29 protein-coding genes are annotated in these 19,678 nt (G+C 64.8%); 15 read left to right on the top strand and 14 right to left on the bottom strand.

Annotation, left to right across the window (positions count from 1 at the left end; genetic code table 11):
- Positions 1–7: 7 nt before the first annotated feature.
- The 3 genes from FJ942_RS19505 to FJ942_RS19495 all read left to right on the top strand — a co-directional run bounded on the left by FJ942_RS19505 (position 8) and on the right by FJ942_RS19495 (position 2,293).
- Positions 8–892: an aldo/keto reductase family oxidoreductase gene (locus tag FJ942_RS19505; RefSeq protein ID WP_140898657.1), complete on the top strand. Its 885-nt coding sequence runs from the start codon at positions 8–10 to the stop codon at positions 890–892.
- A gap of 125 nt (positions 893–1,017) precedes the next feature.
- Positions 1,018–1,749 carry a pseudouridine synthase gene (locus tag FJ942_RS19500; RefSeq protein WP_140516215.1) on the top strand — a complete coding sequence of 244 codons (732 nt, stop codon included), beginning with the start codon at positions 1,018–1,020 and terminating at the stop codon, positions 1,747–1,749.
- A gap of 142 nt (positions 1,750–1,891) precedes the next feature.
- Positions 1,892–2,293 carry a VOC family protein gene (locus FJ942_RS19495; RefSeq protein ID WP_140898654.1) on the top strand — a complete coding sequence of 134 codons (402 nt, stop codon included), beginning with the start codon at positions 1,892–1,894 and terminating at the stop codon, positions 2,291–2,293.
- Between the two features lie 5 nt (positions 2,294–2,298).
- Here the strand turns inward: FJ942_RS19495 and FJ942_RS19490 are convergent, their stop codons facing one another.
- Positions 2,299–2,880: a histidine phosphatase family protein gene (locus tag FJ942_RS19490; RefSeq protein ID WP_140898651.1), complete on the bottom strand. Its 582-nt coding sequence runs from the start codon at positions 2,878–2,880 to the stop codon at positions 2,299–2,301.
- A 219-nt stretch (positions 2,881–3,099) separates the two neighbouring features.
- Between FJ942_RS19490 and FJ942_RS19485 the strand changes: the two genes are divergently transcribed.
- Entirely contained in the window at positions 3,100–3,549 is a 450-nt protein-coding gene (locus tag FJ942_RS19485; protein ID WP_140898648.1) for a universal stress protein, read from the top strand.
- A gap of 36 nt (positions 3,550–3,585) precedes the next feature.
- On the opposite strand, the gene FJ942_RS19480 is transcribed toward FJ942_RS19485, so the two are convergent.
- Both FJ942_RS19480 and FJ942_RS19475 read right to left on the bottom strand, forming a co-directional pair.
- The gene (locus tag FJ942_RS19480; protein WP_140898646.1) at positions 3,586–4,344 is read right to left on the bottom strand and encodes a sulfite exporter TauE/SafE family protein; all 759 of its coding nucleotides are present in this window, start codon (positions 4,342–4,344) and stop codon (positions 3,586–3,588) included.
- Positions 4,337–4,546: a hypothetical protein gene (locus FJ942_RS19475; RefSeq protein WP_140565448.1), complete on the bottom strand. Its 210-nt coding sequence runs from the start codon at positions 4,544–4,546 to the stop codon at positions 4,337–4,339. Before FJ942_RS19475 ends, FJ942_RS19480 begins: the two co-directional genes overlap by 8 nt.
- A 171-nt stretch (positions 4,547–4,717) precedes the next feature.
- Between FJ942_RS19475 and FJ942_RS19470 the strand changes: the two genes are divergently transcribed.
- From FJ942_RS19470 to FJ942_RS19445, 7 genes are all read left to right on the top strand, one after another.
- Entirely contained in the window at positions 4,718–5,590 is an 873-nt protein-coding gene (locus FJ942_RS19470) for a LysR substrate-binding domain-containing protein (RefSeq protein ID WP_140565451.1), read from the top strand.
- Positions 5,591–5,715: 125 nt separating this feature from the next.
- Entirely contained in the window at positions 5,716–6,222 is a 507-nt protein-coding gene (locus FJ942_RS19465) for an Lrp/AsnC family transcriptional regulator (protein WP_140499160.1), read from the top strand.
- Positions 6,219–6,344 (top strand): hypothetical protein, encoded by a 126-nt coding sequence (locus FJ942_RS29050; RefSeq protein ID WP_263483102.1) that lies wholly within the window; start codon positions 6,219–6,221, stop codon positions 6,342–6,344. Before FJ942_RS19465 ends, FJ942_RS29050 begins: the two co-directional genes overlap by 4 nt.
- Positions 6,345–6,454: 110 nt before the next feature.
- Entirely contained in the window at positions 6,455–7,243 is a 789-nt protein-coding gene (locus tag FJ942_RS19460) for an ABC transporter substrate-binding protein (protein WP_140516312.1), read from the top strand.
- A 122-nt stretch (positions 7,244–7,365) separates the two neighbouring features.
- Positions 7,366–8,037 carry an amino acid ABC transporter permease gene (locus tag FJ942_RS19455; RefSeq protein WP_140521400.1) on the top strand — a complete coding sequence of 224 codons (672 nt, stop codon included), beginning with the start codon at positions 7,366–7,368 and terminating at the stop codon, positions 8,035–8,037.
- Complete coding sequence (locus tag FJ942_RS19450) at positions 8,034–8,708, top strand: amino acid ABC transporter permease (protein ID WP_140499164.1); 675 nt, start codon at positions 8,034–8,036, stop codon at positions 8,706–8,708. Before FJ942_RS19455 ends, FJ942_RS19450 begins: the two co-directional genes overlap by 4 nt.
- A gap of 25 nt (positions 8,709–8,733) precedes the next feature.
- Positions 8,734–9,477, top strand: coding sequence for an amino acid ABC transporter ATP-binding protein (locus FJ942_RS19445; RefSeq protein ID WP_140499166.1), 744 nt, complete (start codon positions 8,734–8,736; stop codon positions 9,475–9,477).
- 15 nt (positions 9,478–9,492) lie between these two features.
- Here FJ942_RS19445 and FJ942_RS19440 read toward each other — a convergent pair whose 3' ends face one another.
- From FJ942_RS19440 to FJ942_RS19420, 5 genes are all read right to left on the bottom strand, one after another.
- Entirely contained in the window at positions 9,493–10,191 is a 699-nt protein-coding gene (locus FJ942_RS19440; RefSeq protein WP_140516231.1) for an RES family NAD+ phosphorylase, read from the bottom strand.
- Positions 10,185–10,595, bottom strand: a complete 411-nt coding sequence (locus FJ942_RS19435) for an MbcA/ParS/Xre antitoxin family protein (RefSeq protein WP_140559857.1) — start codon at positions 10,593–10,595, stop codon at positions 10,185–10,187. Before FJ942_RS19435 ends, FJ942_RS19440 begins: the two co-directional genes overlap by 7 nt.
- A gap of 297 nt (positions 10,596–10,892) precedes the next feature.
- Entirely contained in the window at positions 10,893–12,326 is a 1,434-nt protein-coding gene (locus FJ942_RS19430; protein ID WP_140898644.1) for an aldehyde dehydrogenase family protein, read from the bottom strand.
- A gap of 153 nt (positions 12,327–12,479) precedes the next feature.
- Positions 12,480–12,863: an ACT domain-containing protein gene (locus tag FJ942_RS19425; RefSeq protein WP_140516236.1), complete on the bottom strand. Its 384-nt coding sequence runs from the start codon at positions 12,861–12,863 to the stop codon at positions 12,480–12,482.
- 20 nt (positions 12,864–12,883) lie between these two features.
- Positions 12,884–13,351 (bottom strand): GNAT family N-acetyltransferase, encoded by a 468-nt coding sequence (locus FJ942_RS19420; RefSeq protein WP_140499176.1) that lies wholly within the window; start codon positions 13,349–13,351, stop codon positions 12,884–12,886.
- A 418-nt stretch (positions 13,352–13,769) separates the two neighbouring features.
- On the opposite strand from FJ942_RS19420, the gene FJ942_RS19415 reads away from it, so the two are divergent.
- Positions 13,770–14,834 carry a YeiH family protein gene (locus FJ942_RS19415; protein WP_140556332.1) on the top strand — a complete coding sequence of 355 codons (1,065 nt, stop codon included), beginning with the start codon at positions 13,770–13,772 and terminating at the stop codon, positions 14,832–14,834.
- A 93-nt stretch (positions 14,835–14,927) separates the two neighbouring features.
- Here FJ942_RS19415 and FJ942_RS19410 read toward each other — a convergent pair whose 3' ends face one another.
- Positions 14,928–15,425, bottom strand: coding sequence for a GAF domain-containing protein (locus FJ942_RS19410; protein WP_140499180.1), 498 nt, complete (start codon positions 15,423–15,425; stop codon positions 14,928–14,930).
- Between the two features lie 76 nt (positions 15,426–15,501).
- On the opposite strand from FJ942_RS19410, the gene FJ942_RS19405 reads away from it, so the two are divergent.
- Complete coding sequence (locus FJ942_RS19405) at positions 15,502–15,915, top strand: NUDIX domain-containing protein (RefSeq protein ID WP_246673067.1); 414 nt, start codon at positions 15,502–15,504, stop codon at positions 15,913–15,915.
- 17 nt (positions 15,916–15,932) lie between these two features.
- Here FJ942_RS19405 and FJ942_RS28575 read toward each other — a convergent pair whose 3' ends face one another.
- From FJ942_RS28575 to FJ942_RS19395, 3 genes are all read right to left on the bottom strand, one after another.
- Positions 15,933–16,091: a hypothetical protein gene (locus FJ942_RS28575; protein ID WP_181167670.1), complete on the bottom strand. Its 159-nt coding sequence runs from the start codon at positions 16,089–16,091 to the stop codon at positions 15,933–15,935.
- A gap of 150 nt (positions 16,092–16,241) precedes the next feature.
- Positions 16,242–17,870 (bottom strand): chaperonin GroEL, encoded by a 1,629-nt coding sequence (groL, locus tag FJ942_RS19400; RefSeq protein ID WP_140685640.1) that lies wholly within the window; start codon positions 17,868–17,870, stop codon positions 16,242–16,244.
- A gap of 60 nt (positions 17,871–17,930) precedes the next feature.
- Positions 17,931–18,245: a co-chaperone GroES gene (locus FJ942_RS19395; protein ID WP_140499186.1), complete on the bottom strand. Its 315-nt coding sequence runs from the start codon at positions 18,243–18,245 to the stop codon at positions 17,931–17,933.
- 245 nt (positions 18,246–18,490) lie between these two features.
- Between FJ942_RS19395 and FJ942_RS19390 the strand changes: the two genes are divergently transcribed.
- The gene (locus FJ942_RS19390) at positions 18,491–18,739 is read left to right on the top strand and encodes a hypothetical protein (protein ID WP_140499188.1); all 249 of its coding nucleotides are present in this window, start codon (positions 18,491–18,493) and stop codon (positions 18,737–18,739) included.
- The gene (locus tag FJ942_RS19385; protein ID WP_140499190.1) at positions 18,736–19,002 is read left to right on the top strand and encodes a DUF1488 domain-containing protein; all 267 of its coding nucleotides are present in this window, start codon (positions 18,736–18,738) and stop codon (positions 19,000–19,002) included. The genes FJ942_RS19390 and FJ942_RS19385 overlap by 4 nt, the downstream gene beginning before the upstream one ends.
- Positions 19,003–19,025: 23 nt before the next feature.
- Here the strand turns inward: FJ942_RS19385 and FJ942_RS19380 are convergent, their stop codons facing one another.
- Together FJ942_RS19380 and FJ942_RS19375 are read right to left on the bottom strand one after the other, a co-directional pair.
- Positions 19,026–19,217: a hypothetical protein gene (locus FJ942_RS19380; RefSeq protein ID WP_140674379.1), complete on the bottom strand. Its 192-nt coding sequence runs from the start codon at positions 19,215–19,217 to the stop codon at positions 19,026–19,028.
- Between the two features lie 5 nt (positions 19,218–19,222).
- Positions 19,223–19,429, bottom strand: coding sequence for a hypothetical protein (locus FJ942_RS19375; protein ID WP_140499194.1), 207 nt, complete (start codon positions 19,427–19,429; stop codon positions 19,223–19,225).
- Between the last annotated feature and the right edge of the window lie 249 nt (positions 19,430–19,678).

Raw genomic sequence — 19,678 nt, 5'->3', positions numbered from 1 at the left:
TGAGACCATGACTGACATCAGCAAGGCCGGAACCTTCAAGCTCGGCGACCGCACCGTGAAGCGCATGGGCTACGGCGCCATGCAACTGGCCGGACCCGGCGTGTTCGGCCCGCCGAAAGACCATGACGGTGCACTCGCCGTGCTGCGCGAGGCGGTGGCGAGCGGCATCGACCATATCGACACCAGCGATTTCTACGGTCCGCACGTCACCAACCTGATCATCCGCGAGGCGCTGCACCCCTACCCCGCCAACCTCACCATCGTCACCAAGGTCAGTGCCCGGCGCGGCGCCGATGCATCGTGGATTCCCGCAATGTCGCCGCAGGAACTGACGCAGGCCGTGCACGACAATCTCCGCAATCTGGGACTGGACACGATCGAGGTCGTCAACCTGCGCTCCATGCACGGCATACACGGCCCGGCCGAAGGCTCGCTCGAACCCCAACTGAATACGCTCGCCGAACTGCAGCGTCAGGGTCTGGTGCGCCATATCGGCTTGAGCAATGTCACATCAACCCAGATCGCGCAGGGGCGCGGCATCGTCGACATCGTCTGCGTGCAGAACCAGTACAACATCGCGCATCGCGAGGATGACGCACTGATCGACGAGCTTGCCGTGGCCGGCATCGCCTATGTGCCGTTCTTCCCGCTCGGCGGCTTCACGCCGCTGCAATCCAGCACGCTGGCCGATGTCGCGCAAAAACTCGGCGCGACGCCCATGCAGGTGGCGCTCGCCTGGCTGCTGCACCGCGCGCCCAACATCCTGCTCATCCCCGGCACCTCGTCCGTCGCGCATCTGCGGCAGAATCTGGCGGCGGCGGAGCTGGAGCTGCCGGCCGACGCGCTTGCCGTGCTGAACGGGATCGCGGGCGAGACCGAGCAAGCGGCCTGAGCCGGCGCGACTAGCGCTTGCCGGGCGGCACCGCTGTCCGGCAAGGTCCCGACCTCGGCGGCGGCTTGCGCGGCCGTCGCCGGCCATGGCATCTGGTCCGGTACAACGGATCGATCCGAAGCAGCATGGCTCCACGACCACCACGACCCGGCGTCAGCCTCAACCGCGCGCTGTCGAAGCTCGGCCTGTGCTCGCGCACGCAGGCCGAGCGGCTGATCGCCGAGGGCCGCGTGCGCGTCGGTGGCAAGGTCGCGCGCGATGCTTCCCTGCGCGTCGATATGAATCGCGACCGCATCGCCGTCGACGGCGAAAAAATCGTTGCCGAGCGCAAGGTCTATCTCATGCTCAACAAGCCGCGCGGGCTGGTCACGACCCGCGACGACCCGCTCGAGCGCGACACCGTCTATGCCTGTCTCGAAGGGCTTGACCTGCCTTTCGTCTCGCCGGTCGGCCGGCTGGACAAGGCGAGCGAAGGCCTGCTGCTGATGACCAACGACACCCGCTTCGCCAACCGGCTGATGGACCCGGCCTCGCACCTGCCCAAGACCTATCATGTTCAGATCGCCACGGTGCCCGACGCGGCGGTGCTGGAAGCGTTGCGCGCCGGCGCGCGTATCGACGGCGAGACCTTGAGCGCCAACTCGATCGAGCTGCTGCGCAGCGGCGGCCGCACCGCCTGGCTGGAGATCGTGCTCGACGAGGGCCGCAACCGCCACATCCGGCGCCTGCTCGCCGCCCACGGCATTGAGGTCAAGCGCCTGATCCGCGTCGCCATTGGCCGCTTGCCGCTCGGCGACCTCGCCAAGGGTACTGCGAGGCATTTGACGCCCGACGAATTGGCGCTGCTGGCGGGATGAATAGGCGCAGGGTCGGCACTGTCGCTCGGCAGATCTGAAATCCCACCGGCACTTCCGTCTCCTGACGGAAAGCTGTCAGGAGCCCCGGCATATAGAAGGCCGGGAGCCCAGCCGCGGCTTCGACGATCAGGGAGCCAATGCGATGAATTTCGTCTCTGTCCGCATCATCACGTCCGATGTCCAGCGCCTCCTGCGCTTCTATGGCGAGATCACCGGCATGCCGGTGACGATGTACACGGAGGACTTCGCCGAACTGGCGACGCCGGCCTGCACGTTGGCGATCGGCAGCACGCGCACCCTGATGCTGTTCGGCAGCGACATCGCCCGCCCAGCCGACAACCGCACGGCCATCATCGAATTCCGAGTCGGCGACGTCGATGCCGAATTTGCCAGGCTGGCGGAAACCATCAAGGGCGCAATTGTCCAGGAGCCTACCACCATGCCTTGGGGCAACCGCTCGCTGCTGTTCCGCGACCCCGACTGCAATCTGGTGAATTTCTTCACGCCGGTAACCGCCGAGGCGATCCGGAAGTTCGACAGCTAGGCCGCCTACTTCCCGTTCCACTTGCGCATCACCGGCTCGCCGAGGTCATGCTCGTAGCCGAGCACGCTGATGCTGGCCGTATCGAGCACGAACAGCGCGCCGTCCTGCGGCGGCAAGCCGAGCCAGCGGGCGGTGAGCACGCGCAGGAAGTGCGCGCTGGAAAAGATCAGCGTGTCGGCGTTGGCCTCGCGCAGGCCATCGATGATCCTGTCGGCGCGGGCGCCCACATCGGCCGCCGTTTCGCCTTGCGGGCAGCCATCGCGAAAGACGTTCCAGCCCGGCCGTTCGGCCAGGATTTCCCTGGTGGTACGCCCCTCATAGGCGCCGTAGTTCCATTCCTGCAGGTCGTCCATCTTGATGCTTTGCGCCCCGAATCCGGCAAGCACGCTGGTGTTGTAGGCGCGCTGCGAAGGGCTCGACCACACGGCCGAAAACGGCAGGCCTTTCAGCCGATCCGCCACACCCCGCGCGGCGGCCTCGCCGGCCGCCGTCAGCGGCATGTCGGTGCGGCCGGTGTGCTGGCCCGAAAGGCTCCACGCCGTCTCGCCATGTCGGACCAGATGGATTTGAGGAAACGCACTGCTCATGGTGGGCCTTTCGAAGTTGCCGCACCTTAAAGGACGATGCGGCGAAGGGGAATCCAGCTGGCGCGAAAGTCCGGGGGTGGAACGCTCGTTTGGGCGCGGTCCACGCGATGCCCACCACATTCCCTGGCCCTGATCCCCGCCGCATTGGCACAATGACTGGGCGCCGGGCATAACTATGTGTGGTCCATAGTTCACCAAGCACGATAGGTCACGATCATCATGTACAAACATCTGCTCATCGCCACCGACGGGTCGGAACTGGCCGACAAGGGCGTTGCCCACGGCCTCGGGCTGGCAAAGGGCCTCGGCGCCGCCGTGACCTTCGTCACCGTCTCGGAACAATTCCCGATCTTCGCCTGGGGCGGCGCCATGGCCGGCTACGCCGCGGGCGATGGGCTGGCCGCCTATGAGGAAGAAGCCCGCAAATACGGCAAGGAAGTGCTCGACAAATGCAAGGCTTCCGCCGAGGGGCTGGGCGTGTCGGCCAAGGTCGTGCACATCGAGGACAGAAGGCCCGCCGAGGCGATCCTGGAACTGTCGCAGACCGAACGCTGCGACCTGATTGTCATGGCCTCGCACGGCCGCCGCGGATTGGGCAGGCTGCTTCTGGGAAGCCAGACGGCGGAAGTCGTATCCTACAGCGAAATCCCGGTCCTGGTGGTGCGGTAGGCCGGGTCCGGCCAGTCGGCGCTCTGCAAGCGGCACTCAGAACGCCGCCTCGGCCACCAGATAAAATCCCAGCGCCAAGAGCCCGGCGAAGAACACTTTGCGAAAAGTCTCGACGCTCATGCGCCGGCGCAGCGCCTGGCCGACAGCCATGCCGGCGAGCGCAGGCGCCAGCGCCGCGATCGAACCCGCCAGCCCGGCCGTCGGCGAGGCCAGGGCGCCGGCCCTGAACAGCCCGATGGCCAGCGCCGCCGTCGACACGGTGAAGGACAGGCCGAGCGCCTGGATCAGCTCTTCCCTGCCCAGCCGCAGCGATTGCAGGTAGGGCACCGCCGGAATGACGAAGACGCCGGTGGCGCCGGTGACCAGGCCAGTTGCCACCCCGACCAGCGGCGATAGCAAGGCCTCGTGGCGTGGCGGCATCGAAAAGCCGGCCTTGGCGAGACCGAGAACGGCATAGAGCATCAGTGCCACGCCGAGCGCGCCGGACGCGGCCGCCGTATGCGCGCCGGTGAGCAGGCCGGCGCCAGTAACGGTGCCGATCACCACGCCGGCCATCATCGTCCATAGCCGCCTGACGAGCCCGCCGAACGAAGGACCGGTGGACAATTGCCACAGGTTGGTAACCAGCGACGGGATCAGCAGAAGCGTGGCCGCTTCGGCCGGCGCCATGGTCACCGCCAGCAGGCCCATCGCCACTGTCGGCAGGCCCATCCCGACCACGCCCTTGACGAAGCCGGCGGCAAGGAAGACGGCGCAGATCCAGGCAACGGCGGCGGCGCTCAGCGGCTCAATCATGGAGCAGCATGTCGGCGGCGTCGATCCCCGCTGCCGGCCCCGGTCCGGCGGCGGCGCTGCTGACAGGGGCGGATGTCATGGCGCATCCTGGCATGCCGGAATCCAAGCGCGCCACGGCCAGAAGGGCGACGGCAACCGCCAGCAGCATCGCCGCGCTTTCAGCGATGCCGAGCCCTTGCCGGTTCGATGCTGGTTTTCTCATCATGGACCTCCACCGAAACTGTTTGACGAAATTCGCCGTCACCCACAATGTGGAAATCGCGGCACCAGCCTTCGGCTGAGGCGAAGGCTGGTGCCGCAAGCCGGTCGGCCCGCTGCGCCATCGATCGCGTGATAGCGGCCATCGCCCGGGCTGTCTTGCGGGAGGAAAAAAATGCACTTCGACCTCGTCGATCTCCGACTGTTCCTGCTGGTTGCCGAGCGCGGCAGCATCACCCATGGCGCCGAGCTCGCGGGCCTCGCGCTGGCCTCGGCCAGCGCCCGCATCAAGGGCATGGAGGACAGGCTCGGCGCGCCGCTGCTGGAGCGCCGCCGGCGCGGCGTGGTGCCGACCGCCGCCGGCCAGGCACTGCTGCACCACGCGCGCGCGGTGCAGAACCAGCTCGAGGCGATGGCCGGCGAGCTCGGCGCCTATGCCACCGGACTGCGCGCGCGGGTCCGCCTGCTCGCCAACACGGCCGCCACCAGCGAGCTTCTGCGCGACAAGCTGCCGGCCTTTCTGGTCGCGCATCCCGGCATCGACATAGAGCTCGATGAGCGCCCCAGCCACGAGATCGCCGAGGCGGTGGCCAGCGGCGCCGCCGATCTTGGCATTGCCGCGACCTGGGCCGGCCTTTCGCATCTCGAGCAGAAATCGTTCTTCGTCGATAGGCTGGTGGTGATCGCCGCGCGCAACCGCCCCGGCCTCGAAGGCCGCGCGACCGGCCTCGCCGACATTCTCGGTGAAACCTTTGTCGGCCTGAGCGCCGGCCATCCCTTGCAGGAGCACATCTCCCGCCAGGCCGCGCGCCTTGGCGGTCATCTGCATTTTCGCATCCGCGTGCCCGGCCTCGATAATGTCTGCAGGCTGGTGGCCCAGGGCGCGGGCGTCGCCATCGTGCCGGAAAGCATCGTGCGCCGCTCGGCGCCCAGCCTGCGCAGCCTGCGGCTGACGGACGACTGGGGAACCCGCCAGCTCAATCTCTGCGCCCGCCGCTTCGACACGTTGACGCCGCAAGCCAAGCTGCTGGTGGCCGCGCTGGTGTGAAGCCGCCGCCACATGCTGAATTCGCGTGGAATCATGCCTTGCCTTTAAGGAATCCATGAAATAGCTTGTTTGCACATAGGCAAAAAAATCGCCTAGCTTTTTTCGTTTTATGAAAGACGGGGGACTTGCGGGAACATCTCGATCTGACCGATCGGCGGCTGGTCAAACAGCTGTCGCAGGACGCACAGCCGGGCATCAACCGCCTCGCCGAGATTCTGGCGATCTCGGTGCCGACGGTGCGCACGCGGCTGCGCAACCTGCTCGACCGCAACCTGCTCAAGATCGTCGGGCTCTTGAACCTGACGGAGCGGCCCGAACTGATCTCGGCCATCGTCGGCATCAACGCGCAAGGGCGCGGCCGCGCCCGCGAGTTGGCGCAGCGCATTTCCGAACTGCCCTTCGTCAACTCGGCCTCGGTCGTCACCGGGCGCTTCGACATCATCGTCGACGTGACGGTGGCCGGCGACGTCGCCGATCTCTACCGCGTCACCAGCGAGTTGATCCCGGGCGCCGGCGAGCCGGGCGAGGTCGTGCGCAGCGAGACCTTCGTCGTCATGGCGTCCTGCAACAAATGGGTCAGCCTGCCGGAAGGCTGCTGGTCGGACGACAGCATTCGCAAGGAGCCGGCATGAGGATAGCGGTTCTCGGAGGCCTCGGCCTGCTCAACCCGCTGCTGCATGTGCCGGACGCGCCTTTCTTCGGCGCGTTGCCCAGGCGCGGCATCGCGGTCGCCGAAACGGCGGCCCGGCACTGAGGAAACGGATTTTCGAACGGTGGCCGCCGCCGGCAACGGCGCCGCCGCTCAAAAAGCACCCTGTAGGGTGGACAACAAGACGACAAAAGGAGGAATGCCCAATGAAACCAATGAACATTGCCAAGCTTTTCATCGCCGGCCTCGCACTGGCCGGCCTCACCGCCGCCGCCAGCGCCGGATCGCTCGACGACATCACCAAGCGCGGCGAACTGCGTGTCGCCGTGCAGACGCAGGGACCGCCCTTCTCGCTGGTCGGCGCCAATGGCGAACGCACCGGCAGCTCGGTGGAATTGGCCGAACTGATGGCCAAGGAAATGGGCGTCAAGATCACCTTCCTCGACTTCGACTGGGACGGCCTGATCCCGGCGCTGCTTTCGGGCAAGGCCGACCTTCTGGTCGCCGACATGACGCCGACGCTGGCACGCGGCATGAAGGTCGCCTTCACCACGCCTTACATGTATACGGGCAGCACCGTCTTCACCAAGGCCGACGGCAAGTTCAAGACCGCCGACGACTGCAAGGCCAAGGGCACCAAGATCGCCGTGCTGCTCGGCGCCACCGGCGAGAAGGAAGCCAAGGCAGCCTTCCCCGATGCCGACATCAAGAGCTACAAGGGCGGCGGTCCGCTGCTGCTCGACGCCGTCAACAACGGCCAGGCCGATTGCGGCGTCAACGACGTCTCGGCGGTCAAGGGCCAGTCGACGGCTTATCCGGCCGGGACCTTCACAATCATGCCGGACCTCCTCTCGAAGGAGCCGCTTGCCTTCGCCACCCGCTATGACGAGCCGGATCTCCTGATCTGGATGAACCTGTTCCTCAACCAGGTCACCATCGACGGCCGCCTGCAGAAGAACCTCGACTACTGGGTCAATTCGGAAGACTGGAAGAAAGATCACTGATTGGGGATTAGGGAATTAGGGATTAGTGAGTAGCGAATTAGTGAGTAGTGAATAGGGAATTCCGGATCCGCCTCACTACTCACTGCTCACTACTCACTACTCCCTAATCACCATTCACGGCCATGCTCGAGAATTTCAGCTTCCGCACCATCGTCGAATACCTGCCCCTGTTCGGGCAGGGCCTGGTCACGACCGTGTGGCTGTCGGCGCTGTCCTTTTTCGGCGCGCTCGCGGTCGGCATCCTGTTGTGCGCGATGAACCTGCAGCGCGGCTGGCTGTTTCGGGTGCCGGCCAAGGCCTATATCGACGCCGTACGCGCCACGCCCTTGCTGGCGCAGCTCTATTTTCTCTATTTCGGCCTGCCGCGCCTCGGTTTCGTGCTGCCCGAACTCGTCGTCGGCATCCTCGCGTTGTCACTGAACAGCGGCGCCTATGTCGCTGAAATCATTCGCGCCGGCATCCTGTCGATCCCGCGCGGCCAGGTTGAGGCCAGTGTTGCTTCGGGCATGACCTATGTCCAGCGCATGCGCCTGGTGGTCTTGCCGCAGGCGTTCAAGGTGACGATCCCGCCGCTGCTGGGACAAGCGATCGTGCTGGTCAAGGATTCGGCGCTCCTGTCGCTGATCTCGGTTGCCGAGCTGACGCGCGCCGGTCAGTTGCTCGCCTCCGACCGTTTCATGCCGGCGGAAGGATTTCTCACCATCGCCGCCTTCTACCTCCTGCTCTATTACGGCCTCAAAGGGCTGGCGGTTCTCTCCGGCCGCTGGCTCGGCTCGGCGGGAGCGCGCATATGATCTGGCAACAGTTGCAAAGCCTTGCGGGCAGCTATCCGCTGGCGCTGCGCGGCCTCGGCATGACCGTGGTGCTGTCGCTGATCAGCCTGGTGCTGGGCACCCTGCTCGGCTTCGGCCTCGGCATCTTGCGGACTGGCGGCAACCGGTTGATCGCCGGCGTGATCGGTGCCTGGGTAGACCTCATCCGGGGCACCCCGTTCCTGGTGCAGATATTCCTGATCTTCTTCATCTTGCCGGAGCTGGGCATCGAGCTCGACGCCTTCACCGCCGGCATCATCGCGCTGACCAACCTCGCCGCCTGCTTCATCTGCGAGATCGTCGCCGCCGGCATCCGTTCGGTTCCGACGGGCCAGGTCGAGGCGGCACTGGCGTCCGGCCTGTCGCGCTGGCAGCGCATGCGCCAGGTGGTGCTACCGCAGGCGATGCGCATCGTGCTGCCGCCGCTGGTCGGGCAATATGTGCTGCTGATCAAGGATTCTTCGGTCGTGTCGGCGATCGGCCTGACCGACCTCACCCGCGTCGGCTGGCTGGTGGTGCAGCGCGTGCCGAACGGCCTGCTGGTGTTCTTCCTCGTCGGCGTCGGCTATTTCATCGTCTGCTATCCGCTGATCATGCTCGCCCGCCGGCTCGAACGGCGCATGGGTGCCGCCCATGGCGAGGTGCAGATATGACATCGAACCCAAAGGTTCTGACCACATGACCAAAACGGGCATGATCGATTTTCGCGGCGTCAACAAATGGTTCGGCCCGCTCAACGTGCTGAGGGACATCACGCTCAGCGTCGAGCCGCGCGAAGTGGTCGTCGTCTGCGGCCCGAGCGGGTCGGGCAAGAGCACGCTTATCCGCTGCATCAACGGGCTGGAGACGATCAAGGACGGCGACCTTGTCGTCGACGGCCAGCGGCTCGGCGACCCCGCCACCAACATGACGAAGCTGCGCACCGAGATCGGCTTCGTCTTCCAGTCCTTCAACCTCTACCCGCACAAGACCGCGCTCGAAAACGTCACGCTGGCGCCGATCCATGTCCGCAAGATCCCGCGCGCCGAGGCCGAGCAGGCCGGCCGCGAACTGCTGGCCAAGGTTGGGCTTGCCGACAAGGTCAACGCCTATCCTGCGCAGCTTTCAGGCGGACAGCAGCAGCGCGTGGCGATCGCCCGCTGTCTCGGCATGCGCCCCAAGATCATGCTGTTCGACGAGCCGACATCCGCGCTCGACCCCGAGATGATTTCGGAAGTGCTCGACGTCATGGTCGCGGTTGCCGAGGAAGGCATGACCATGATGGTGGTGACGCATGAGATGGGCTTTGCCCGCAAGGTCGCCCAGCGCGTGGTGTTCATGGATGCCGGCGCCATCGTCGAAAGCGGCACGCCCGACGAGTTCTTCTCGCACCCCAGGACCGATCGCAGCCGCGCCTTCCTGAGCAAGATCCTGCGGCACTGACCGGCGCCGCCGCCTTCAAGTGACCGCCAGCACCTTGCCTGTATCGTGCTGGCGCACGAAATCCACGCGGCGGCCGTCCCAGTGGTAGCTGTAGTGCCTCCCCTGGACGGGAACGGTGATTGCATCCGGCCAGAAGATGCCGATGCACTGCCCGCTTGGCATGCGCACGCTGTTCCACACCAGCCCGTCGCTGCCGGCCGCACGCAAGGCGCGGCCTTCGGCCTGCGAGGCGGTGTAGTCGTCCGGGTCGAGCGCGCCGGGCACCGCGTTGACGTCATCGAGGTCGCGATCGACGCTGCCGATCAGCACGCGGAAATCCGCGGTCCAGCCCGGCTCCTCCTTGGTGGCGCGCATAAAATTCTGGTGGTGGTGGATGGTTTCGGCCAGCGCCACCTCCTCGCTGTCGCCGGCATAGTAGATGCCGTAGCTGCCATCGGAAAACCGCCCGGGCCGCAAGGTCGAGCAATGCACGAAGGGCGCCATCACGAAACTTGCGCCGGGTCCGGACACCCGCCTTTCGGCAGGAACCTTGCCGAGGTCGCCGAGTTCCAGCCGGATGCGCGGATTGGTCTTCTCCTCGACGGCGGCCAGCGCTTCCCAATCGCGCGGGTCGGCAATGTCCTCGAAGAGGTCGATAGGCGGATGGATGGAGCGGATGATGCGGAAGGTCTGGGGCCAGTGGACGCGGCGCCGGACCGCGAGCCCACTCACCATCCACCACGCTCCGCGTCGAGCCATTCGCGCATCGCGGCAAGGTCGGAGATTTCGCCGCGCAGCATCAGGTCGAGCGCCGATTGGCCGCCGAACGTGGCATTGGGCTTGCGGATCCAGGCATAGCCGCGCGCCGGCTCGGTGAAGAGATAGCGCAAACCCTTGTGGATGCCCATCAGATGCGCCATGCGGGTGCGCAGGTCACGGTCGATCCGGCCGATGCCGCCTTCCTTCCAGCGCGCCCAGGTGCGCGCCGACATGCCGCCGAGCAGGATGCAGGCCTCGAGGTCGGTGAGGCCCCACGCCTTGAACAGATTGACCGTGGTGCGCGCCAGGGCGCCCGCCTCTTCATCCGAGATGGCGCTGCCGACCGCGGCCGGCGTGGTGACGATGGACTGAAGCTGCATTTTCTGCTCCCGCTATTGGCAGACATATAGTATGTATTTGCCAATTGGCAAGGAAACAGGACCAGAGCGGCCACCTAAAAAGGTGGCGCGGCATAACAGACCAGGGTTCCTCGCCCCCACAAAGGTGGGGGAGAGGTGGCTCGGCGAAGCCGAGACGGAGCGGGGGAATGGCGCGGCGTGGATATGCCGTGAAAACCTTCCAGCGCCGCAGCCCCCTCTCCGACCGCTTCGCCGCCACCTCTCCCCCGCTTTGCGGGGCCGAGGAACCCACGTTCTGTGAGGGCGGCTCTTGTCCGCCTACTCCGCCGCCTCATACCCCGCGATACCCTTGATCTCCAGAAAATCCTCCAGCCCGTATTCGGCGTATTCGCGGCCGTTGCCGGATTGCTTGTAGCCGCCGAAGGGCAGGCCGGCGTCCCATTGGGGATAGTTGATGTAGACGTTGCCGGAGCGCATGCGCGCCGCGACGTCGCGCGCCTTCTGGATATCCTTGGTCTGGATATAGGAGGCAAGGCCGTAGACGGTGTCGTTGGCCTGCTCGACCGCCTGCTCGACCGTGTCGTAGGGCATGATGGCCAGCACCGGCCCGAAAATCTCCTCGCGCGCGATGCGCATGTCGTGGGTGACATCGGCGAACACGGTCGGCCTGACATAGTAGCCACGGTTGAGTTCGGCCGGACGGCCGGGGCCGCCCGTGACCAGCGTGGCGCCCTCGTCGATGCCGCTCTGGATCATGTCCTGGATCTTGTCGAACTGGGCCTGGCTGACGACAGGGCCGAGCTTGGTGCCGGGAGCGTCGGCCGGGCCGACCACGAACTTTTCCGCCGCCGCCTTGGCGTAGGAAGTCGCCTCGTCATGACGGTCGCGTGGCACGAACATACGGGTTGGCGCGTTGCAGGACTGGCCGCTGTTGCTGAAGCAGCCGGCGACGCCCTTGGTCACGGCGGTGGCGAGGTCGACATCCGGGAACAGGATGTTGGCCGACTTGCCGCCAAGTTCCTGGTGCACGCGCTTGACGGTGTCGGCGGCGGCCTTGGCCACCAATATGCCGGCCCGGGTGGAGCCGGTGAACGACATCATGTCGATATCGGGATGGCTGGACAGCGCCTGGCCGACGCCGGGGCCGTCGCCATTGACGAGGTTGAACACGCCCTTCGGCACGCCGGCCTCGTCGAAGATCTCGGCGAAGATGATGGCGTCGAGCGGCGCGATCTCGGATGGCTTCAGCACCATGGTGCAACCGGCGGCGAGTGCCGGACCCACCTTGCAGGTGATCTGGTTCAGCGGCCAGTTCCATGGCGTGATCAGGCCGACGATGCCGATCGGCTCCTTGACGATCAGCGAGGAGCCCTTGACCTGCCGGAACTGGAAGCTCTTCAGCACTTCCGCCATCTTGGCCAGATGCGCGAGCCCGATGCCGACCTGGCTGTCGAGCGCCATCCGGCGCGGCGCGCCCATCTCGCGCGACACGGCGAGCGCCAGGTCCGGGCTGCGCTTCTTGTAGACCTCGATGACGCCGTTGAGGATGTCGAGCCGTTCCTCGACCGAGGTGAAGCCGAATGTGCCGAAGGCGCGCTTCGCGGCGGCCACCGCCTTGTCGACGTCGGCCTTGGAGCCCAGCGAAATCTGCGCGAAGGCATCTTCGTTCGACGGATCGATGACATCGATCGTGTTGGGCACGACAGGATCGACCCACGCGCCATCGATGTAGAACTGCTGATTGTGTGACATGATTTCTCCTGAGGGGCGCCGCACAGCCGTCCGGCGTGATATCTGGCTAGAAATAACGATGCGCGACCGGCACTGTCAAACGCAACCCCGAACTGGTGAGCGAGCCGCGAGCGGTTGAACCAGCCGGGCGGGCGATAGCTGGAATAGAACGAGTTAAAGCAGAGTATGCCCGGCTTCGCCCAGAAGCCGTGTCGCCGCGACCCGATCGGCGGCTTTCACCAGCAGGTGATCGCCGTCGAAAGTCGACACCACGAAAATGCCCAGCTCGTTTTCCGACAGTGGCCTGATGACCGACAACACGATGCCGGTTTCATCGAAAGCGAAAGGTCCTTGGAGCTTGAAGGCGACCCACTCGTCATCCCGCTTGACGCCATCTGGAACGCGATCCTGCAGACAGACGATCGAAAGTTCATCCTCGGTTCTGGTGATGCTGACGAAGCCTGGCCCGTCCGCCCAACCGGGAACGCTCGCTCCAGGCTCGAGCCGCGAAATCGCGTACAGCCCGGGCAGTTGCTTCAGCCTGATTTTGGCAGCCATTGTCGAACTCCGATTGCGGTCTATCCAGCGAGCCTCTTGCTCATATAGACAGTCGTACCGTTCATGAACGGCTCCTCCCGGTCGATCCTATAGCCGTGCCTCTTGTAAAGCGACACATTGGCCGCGAAGGCGCCATTGGTCAGCAGGCGAAGTTCGTTGCGGCCCGCTTCGGCCGCCTTGCGTTCAGCCCGCTCCAGCAACAGCCGGCCGATCCCCCTTCCCTGCGCATGCGGTGCCACGCAGACATTCTCGATCCAGACATGATCGTCGGCTGGCATGGTTTCGATCGCGCCGACGATTTCGCCCTGGTCGGTCGCAAGGTCGAACTCATGCTCTGCAACCGCTATGTCGTAGTCGGCGCGCATGGGCAGCGGTTCGCGGCCGATCAGCGGCACCCATTTGGCATAGGCCAAGCGCACGATGTCCCGGATGGCTGCGGCGTCCGCCGGCCCGGCCTGCCGGAACTGGATGGAAGGATTGATGCTCATCGAGGGCTCCAGACATGAACAGCCCGCCGACGGTTGCGCGGGCGGGGCTGGGAAGAACGAACCGGAATTAACGGGCCACTCCTCGTCGTCGCGCAATCATGCCGCCTCGCAGTGTACAGGTTCGGCGTCGCATGACATTGGCGCGGGGAAGAACGAACATGGCGCCAAGCTGGCGCAGCATGAGTGGCCCGTCAAGCCGACGCCAAGCCACCTTCTGGCGGTGCCCCAGCCTCTTTACCGCGCTGCCTCACCAACCCTGATTAGAGGCATGCCGTATCGGCCCTTGGCCGACGACCGCATTTTGGTCACGTAAGCCGGAAAACCGTCCTGGAAAATCGATCATTCTAACGAAAATAATTCATTGGAAAGATTAGTCGGGGAATGGCATTCCCCGGGCGAAGTCGCCTGGAGCATGACGTTGTCTTCCTTATCCCACATTGCGAACGATATTCCAAAAAGCCTGATTTCCGCCGAACCCGCGCAGCGCCGCAAGGCGCTCGACTCGACCAAGGCCGGACCCGTGCCCGGTATGATATTGGTCGCGATGATCACTGCGGTGGCCTTCTCGGCCCGCAACGTCTCCGGCTTTGCCCTGTTCAGCCCGATGATAATAGCCGTCGTCGCCGGCATGATCTACTCCAACGTGCTCGGCACGCCGGGGCACGCCAAGGCCGGCATCGCGTTTTCGCAGCGCCGGCTGCTGCGCTTCGCCATAGTGCTGCTCGGTTTCCAGCTGACGCTCGGCCAGGTGGTGTCGATCGGCGCCGGCGGTGTCGGCATCGTGGCAGCCACCCTTGGCGCCACCTTCGTCTTCACCATCACGCTCGGCCGGCTGATCGGCGTCGACGCGAAACTGGCGCAGCTGATCGCCGCCGGCACCTCGATCTGCGGTGCCTCGGCAATCGTGGCCACCAACATCGTCACCGACGCGCGCGACGAGGACGTCACCTACGCCGTCGCCTCGATCACCTTGTTCGGCACCGTCGCCATGCTCGGCTTCCCGCTGCTGGCGCCGCTGCTCGGCCTCGACCAGCATGCTTTCGGCCTGTGGGCGGGCGCCTCGATCCATGAGGTGGCGCAGGTCATCGGCGCCGGCTTCCAGAACGGCACCCAGTCGGGCGAGATCGCCACCGTCGCCAAGCTCACCCGCGTCGCCATGCTGGCGCCGATGGTCATCGCGCTGGGCCTGATGGCGCGCCGCAAGAGCAGCAGCGACCAGCAGGCGGCGCGCCCGCCCATGCCATGGTTCGTCGCCGCCTTCGTCGCCGTCGTGGCTCTGAACAGCCTTGTCGCGATACCCGCCGACGTGAAATCGGCGATGGCGCTCGCCACCACCATCATGCTGACCATGGGGCTGGCCGCCATGGGCCTGCAGGCCGATATCTCGCAGCTGCGCTCGCGCGGCCTGCGCCCGCTGGCGCTCGCCTTCTCGGCCTTCCTGTTCATCGGCGGCTTCAGCCTGATGCTGGTGAAGTTGGCCTAGGCCCCAAAGGTAGCGCTCTACGGCGCCCCTGTCCTGCCGGACAGAGGGGGCGAAGGAACTCGACGGCCGACCGTCGGTCTTTTTGCTGAGCGCCTAATCCTCGAACGAACTCGCCGCCACGTAGATCGCGGCCAGTGTTTCGATGCCGGCCTGGTCCGCCTTGTCGAAGCGGCCGGGCAGCGGGCTGTCGAGATCGAGCACGCCGAAGACGCCTTCATCGTCTTCGAGAAGCACGACCAGTTCCGAACGCGAATCGGCGTCGCAGGCGATGTGGCCGGGGAAATCGTGCACGTCCTTGATAAGCATCGAGGTGCCGAGTTCGACCGCCGTGCCGCATACGCCCTTGCCTACGGCAATGCGCACGCAGGCCGGCTTGCCCTGGAACGGACCCAGCACCAATTCCTCGTCCGAGGCCAGGAAATAGAAGCCCGCCCAGTTGAGATCGGGCACCATCTGGAAGATCAGCGCCGCGGTGTTGGCGGCATTGGCGATCGAGTCGCCCTCGCCCTCGAGCAGCGCCTTCAGTTGCGCGGCAAGATCGCGGTAGAACGCGGCCTTGTCCGAAGTGTCGATGGCCTTGGCTGCGAACATGGCTTGTCTCCGAACTGAGAATCGCGGTTCCGTTTTCCGCAGGCTCTGCACCAAACGACCACCGGAACAGTCTACCGTGAATCCTACCCGCCACGAAAGCCGCAAGATCAGGATCGCTGCCGGCGTCATCGCGGATGCGTCGGGCCGGCTGCTTCTGGTGCGCAAGCGCGGCACCAGCGCCTTCATGCAGCCCGGCGGCAAGATCGAGCCGCGCGAGGCCCCGCTCGACACCCTGATGCGCGAACTGCGCGAGGAACTCGGATTGGCGATCGACCCCGCCACCACCTCCTGGCTCGGCCTGTTCTCGGCCACGGCCGCCAACGAGCCGGACAGCACGGTCGAGGCGGAATTGTTCGCGCTCTCCATCGACGGCCAGCCGATAGCCGCCGCCGAGATCGAGGAGATCATCTGGCTGGAGCCCGGCTCGACCAATTCCGTCGAACTTGCGCCGCTGACGCGCGATGTGGTGCTGAGGTTGAGCGGAATGTAGCGGCGGCGGCGCCGCTATTACATCGGACGCTTGGGTTCGCCCTTTTGTGGCGTTGCCGGATCGGGCTCGGATTTCTTGTGCTTGTCGGCGGCAATCCTGCGGATGCGGTCGAAGCGGCTTTCCTCTGTCGTTTCGGTCGTGACGACCGTCTGTGGCTTCTGCACGAACACGATCATGGATCGATCTCCTGGGCCAGAGGCCTACGCGCCGGGAGAGAATCCCCCGGCGATAGTCGTCTCGCCTGCGGCAAAGACCGTTTTGGCGAGATACGGATCAGGTCTGAAAAGATGGCTTTTATGAAACCACCTTCGCGAGCCGGCCGAATCTTAGTAGCCGCCCATGCCGCCACCGCCGCCCGCAGGCGCGGCATCCTTGGCCGGAATGTCCGAGATCATCGCCTCGGCGGTGATCAAAAGCGCGGCGATCGAGCCGGCATCCTGCAACGCGGTGCGCACCACTTTCGCCGGATCGACGATGCCCGCCTTGATCATGTCGACATACGCCTCGTTCTGGGCATCGAAACCCTGGTTGTGGTCCTTGCTGTCGGAGAGCTTGCCGACGACAACGGAGCCTTCGACGCCCGAATTCTCGGCGATCTGGCGGAGCGGCGCTTCGAGTGCCCTGAGCACGATCGAGATGCCGGCGGTGACATCGGCATTGGCGCCGCTCAGGCCGGCAAGCGCCGTCCTGGCACGCAGCAGAGCCACGCCGCCGCCTGGCACGATGCCTTCCTCGACCGCCGCGCGCGTGGCGTTCAGCGCGTCGTCGATGCGGTCCTTCTTTTCCTTGACTTCCGACTCTGTGGCGCCGCCGACGCGGATGACGGCCACCCCGCCGGAGAGCTTGGCCAGCCGCTCCTGCAGCTTCTCCTTGTCATAGTCGGAGGTGGTTTCCTCGATCTGGCCCTTGATCTGGGCGACACGCGCCTGGATGGTCGCCTTGGTGCCGGCGCCGTCGATGATCGTGGTGGTGTCCTTTTCGATCAGCACGCGCTTGGCGCGGCCGAGCATCTCGATGGTGACGTTCTCCAGCTTGATGCCGAGATCCTCGGAGATCATCTGGCCGGATGTGAGCACCGCGATGTCTTCCAGCATCGCCTTGCGGCGGTCGCCGAAGCCCGGCGCCTTGACGGCCGCGACCTTGAGGCCGCCGCGCAGCTTGTTGACGACCAGCGTCGCCAGAGCCTCGCCTTCGACGTCCTCGGAGATGATCAGCAGCGGCCTGCCGCTCTGCACCACCGCTTCGAGGATCGGCAGCATTGCCTGCAGATTGCCGAGCTTCTTCTCGTGGATGAGAATATAGGGCTCTTCCAGCTCCGCGCGCATCTTGTCGGCATTGGTGACGAAATAGGGCGAGAGATAGCCGCGGTCGAACTGCATGCCTTCGACGACGTCGAGTTCGGTGTTCGCGGTCTTGGCTTCCTCGACGGTGATGACGCCGTCATTTCCGACCTTGTCCATCGCCTTGGCGATCATCTCGCCGACGCTGGCATCGCCATTGGCAGCGATTGTGCCGACCTGCGCGATCTCGGCCGACGATTTGACCTTCTTGGCCTTCGCCTTGATTTCCACGACGACGGCCGCGACGGCCTGGTCGATGCCGCGCTTGAGGTCCATCGGGTTCATGCCGGCGGCAACCAGCTTGGCGCCTTCGCGCAGGATCGAGGCGGCCAGCACCGTGGCAGTGGTGGTGCCGTCGCCGGCGAGGTCGTTGGTCTTCGAGGCCACTTCGCGCACCATCTGCGCGCCCATGTTCTCGAACTTGTCGGCAAGCTCGATTTCCTTGGCGACGGTGACGCCGTCCTTGGTGATGCGCGGCGCCCCATAGGCCTTGTCGATGATGACGTTGCGGCCCTTGGGGCCGAGCGTGACCTTGACCGCATTGGTGAGGATCTCGACGCCGCGCAGCATACGGTCGCGCGCATCGGTGGAGAATTTGATTTCCTTGGCAGACATGATTTTATCCAGTTCGCATTTGGAGTGGAGCCGTCACCGCGCAGAGGCGCGGCGCTTCAGTCAGGCGGCCTTCTTGGCTTCGATGCTCTTTTCGATAACGCCCATGATGTCGGCTTCCTTCATGATCAGAAGATCCTCGCCGTCGATCTTGACCTCCGTGCCCGACCATTTGCCGAACAGGATCAAGTCGCCGGCCTTGACGTCGAGCGGAACAAGTGCGCCGTTTTCGTCGCGGGCGCCGGGACCAACCGCGATCACTTCGCCTTCCTGCGGCTTTTCCTTGGCATTGTCGGGAATGATGATGCCGCCCTTGGATTTGATATCGCCTTCGGCGCGCCGGATGACGACGCGGTCGTGGAGTGGCCGAAATTTCATGAGAACTTCTTTCTGGGGCCGGCATAGGCGGCCGCCCCCTTCTATAGGCTCTTTGGCACTCGATAGATAGGAGTGCCAAAATTTATTCCGAGCGGATATTGAATAATCATAGTATTATTTCGGCGCCCGGTTTCATCGGGTCGGAAAACGACCAAATATTTCAAAAATTTGAATTTTCCCGGCAGAGTGCCTATTTATCGGACAAGTTCATTTTCACGATTTCAGACGCAAGGGAGATTTCCTCGATGGCCGACGGCAACCAGACGATCATGGAAAAAGCTGAAGCGCGCTTTGTCGACAAGCAGAAGAAGACGGCGGAGCGCAACAAGGCAACCGCCGAATATATGTCCGAAGCGAGGGCCAGGGAGATCAAGACGGCAAGGCTGAGGCAATTGCGGCTGGCCAAGGAAGAAGCCGACCGCGTGGCCGAGGCCCTGAACCCGACGCCGAAGAAGAAACGCGCGGTGAAGAAAACGACGGAGGCAAAATCATGAGCCTGACCTTCCCCAACCGCAGCCGCAGCTACGACGAAGCCGGCAAGCGTATCCGTTTCGTCGGCTATGACGGCATGTTCCAGATTTCCTTCTCGGTCGCCGCCGATGCCATGACCAGGATGCAGCCGGCGACGGCAGCCAATGAAGCCGGCTATCTCGCCACCTTCGACACCGAGAGCAGTGTCATCCGCGACGTAGCGTCAAAGGCCTATGACCGCACGCGCAAGAGCATGTATGTGCTGACGGCCGACGACTTCCGCTGAGACGACAGGCGGACGGCGCTGGATCAGGATTTACGCTCCGCCTTCTCCCGGCGCTCGACGTCCCGGACATTCATCTGATCGACCATGGCGTTGGCGTCGCGCGGGCTCATGCCGACCATCGCCCTTTGCCTGACGACGACGGGCTGGCCGGTGAAGACGTCGATGATGGCCCAGCTTTGGGGCAAGTCCATGCGCAGTGCGTAGCGGTTGGCCATTTGCCTCAGCCCTGCAACATGAAGAAGACCATGCCCAGGACCGATATCGTCCAGGCGACGACCGACAGCTTCAACACCATGCCGCCATGGGCGGCCAGAGCCTCCCGCAGCCGTGGGGCGATACCTGCCGACGGGACCGGTTCCACCGCGACGACACGGGGTCCCTTGGCGCCAAGTTTTCCAAAGACGGGCAACAGCGACGGTTCACGCACGAAAATGGCCTCGAATGTCGGGGAAAGTCGGAGCGGGCAAGCTCTCGCCCTTCCATAGCACTCTTTTGGCGAGTGCCCTGCATGCCAAATGCAAATAGGCTGCTTTAACGCCGGCCGCATGCCACGTGACCCCGATCGTCAGATGCTGAAAGCGCGCAAGTCGGCTGGGTAGCAGTCTTCTTGCCGGCGCGTCAGCGTCACAACGAAGACGAGGACCTGTCCGGCCCAGGCCGCAAATGCAAGCTGGCA

It is taken from the genome of Mesorhizobium sp. B2-4-2, assembly GCF_006442845.1.
Lineage (GTDB): Bacteria > Pseudomonadota > Alphaproteobacteria > Rhizobiales > Rhizobiaceae > Mesorhizobium.
The sequence above is the reverse complement of the archived record's forward strand: the minus strand, read 5'-3'. Positions and strand labels throughout refer to the sequence as shown.

Bases quoted from the DNA above. Each gene is read 5' to 3' on its own strand.
- groL (WP_140685640.1), bottom strand. From the start codon at position 17,870: ATGTCTGCCAAGGAAATCAAATTCTCCACCGATGCGCGCGACCGTATG.
- FJ942_RS19505 (WP_140898657.1), top strand. From the start codon at position 8: ATGACTGACATCAGCAAGGCCGGAACCTTCAAGCTCGGCGACCGCACC.
- FJ942_RS19460 (WP_140516312.1), top strand. From the start codon at position 6,455: ATGAACATTGCCAAGCTTTTCATCGCCGGCCTCGCACTGGCCGGCCTC.
- FJ942_RS28575 (WP_181167670.1), bottom strand. From the start codon at position 16,091: ATGATCGTGTTCGTGCAGAAGCCACAGACGGTCGTCACGACCGAAACG.
- FJ942_RS19430 (WP_140898644.1), bottom strand. From the start codon at position 12,326: ATGTCACACAATCAGCAGTTCTACATCGATGGCGCGTGGGTCGATCCT.
- FJ942_RS19445 (WP_140499166.1), top strand. From the start codon at position 8,734: ATGACCAAAACGGGCATGATCGATTTTCGCGGCGTCAACAAATGGTTC.
- FJ942_RS19390 (WP_140499188.1), top strand. From the start codon at position 18,491: ATGGCCGACGGCAACCAGACGATCATGGAAAAAGCTGAAGCGCGCTTT.
- FJ942_RS19380 (WP_140674379.1), bottom strand. From the start codon at position 19,217: ATGGCCAACCGCTACGCACTGCGCATGGACTTGCCCCAAAGCTGGGCC.
- FJ942_RS19385 (WP_140499190.1), top strand. From the start codon at position 18,736: ATGAGCCTGACCTTCCCCAACCGCAGCCGCAGCTACGACGAAGCCGGC.
- FJ942_RS19425 (WP_140516236.1), bottom strand. From the start codon at position 12,863: ATGGCTGCCAAAATCAGGCTGAAGCAACTGCCCGGGCTGTACGCGATT.
- FJ942_RS19455 (WP_140521400.1), top strand. From the start codon at position 7,366: ATGCTCGAGAATTTCAGCTTCCGCACCATCGTCGAATACCTGCCCCTG.
- FJ942_RS19420 (WP_140499176.1), bottom strand. From the start codon at position 13,351: ATGAGCATCAATCCTTCCATCCAGTTCCGGCAGGCCGGGCCGGCGGAC.
- FJ942_RS19490 (WP_140898651.1), bottom strand. From the start codon at position 2,880: ATGAGCAGTGCGTTTCCTCAAATCCATCTGGTCCGACATGGCGAGACG.
- FJ942_RS19450 (WP_140499164.1), top strand. From the start codon at position 8,034: ATGATCTGGCAACAGTTGCAAAGCCTTGCGGGCAGCTATCCGCTGGCG.
- FJ942_RS19395 (WP_140499186.1), bottom strand. From the start codon at position 18,245: ATGAAATTTCGGCCACTCCACGACCGCGTCGTCATCCGGCGCGCCGAA.
- FJ942_RS19440 (WP_140516231.1), bottom strand. From the start codon at position 10,191: ATGGTGAGTGGGCTCGCGGTCCGGCGCCGCGTCCACTGGCCCCAGACC.
- FJ942_RS19500 (WP_140516215.1), top strand. From the start codon at position 1,018: ATGGCTCCACGACCACCACGACCCGGCGTCAGCCTCAACCGCGCGCTG.
- FJ942_RS19495 (WP_140898654.1), top strand. From the start codon at position 1,892: ATGAATTTCGTCTCTGTCCGCATCATCACGTCCGATGTCCAGCGCCTC.
- FJ942_RS19480 (WP_140898646.1), bottom strand. From the start codon at position 4,344: ATGATTGAGCCGCTGAGCGCCGCCGCCGTTGCCTGGATCTGCGCCGTC.
- FJ942_RS29050 (WP_263483102.1), top strand. From the start codon at position 6,219: ATGAGGATAGCGGTTCTCGGAGGCCTCGGCCTGCTCAACCCGCTGCTG.
- FJ942_RS19475 (WP_140565448.1), bottom strand. From the start codon at position 4,546: ATGAGAAAACCAGCATCGAACCGGCAAGGGCTCGGCATCGCTGAAAGC.
- FJ942_RS19435 (WP_140559857.1), bottom strand. From the start codon at position 10,595: ATGCAGCTTCAGTCCATCGTCACCACGCCGGCCGCGGTCGGCAGCGCC.
- FJ942_RS19470 (WP_140565451.1), top strand. From the start codon at position 4,718: ATGCACTTCGACCTCGTCGATCTCCGACTGTTCCTGCTGGTTGCCGAG.
- FJ942_RS19410 (WP_140499180.1), bottom strand. From the start codon at position 15,425: ATGTTCGCAGCCAAGGCCATCGACACTTCGGACAAGGCCGCGTTCTAC.
- FJ942_RS19485 (WP_140898648.1), top strand. From the start codon at position 3,100: ATGTACAAACATCTGCTCATCGCCACCGACGGGTCGGAACTGGCCGAC.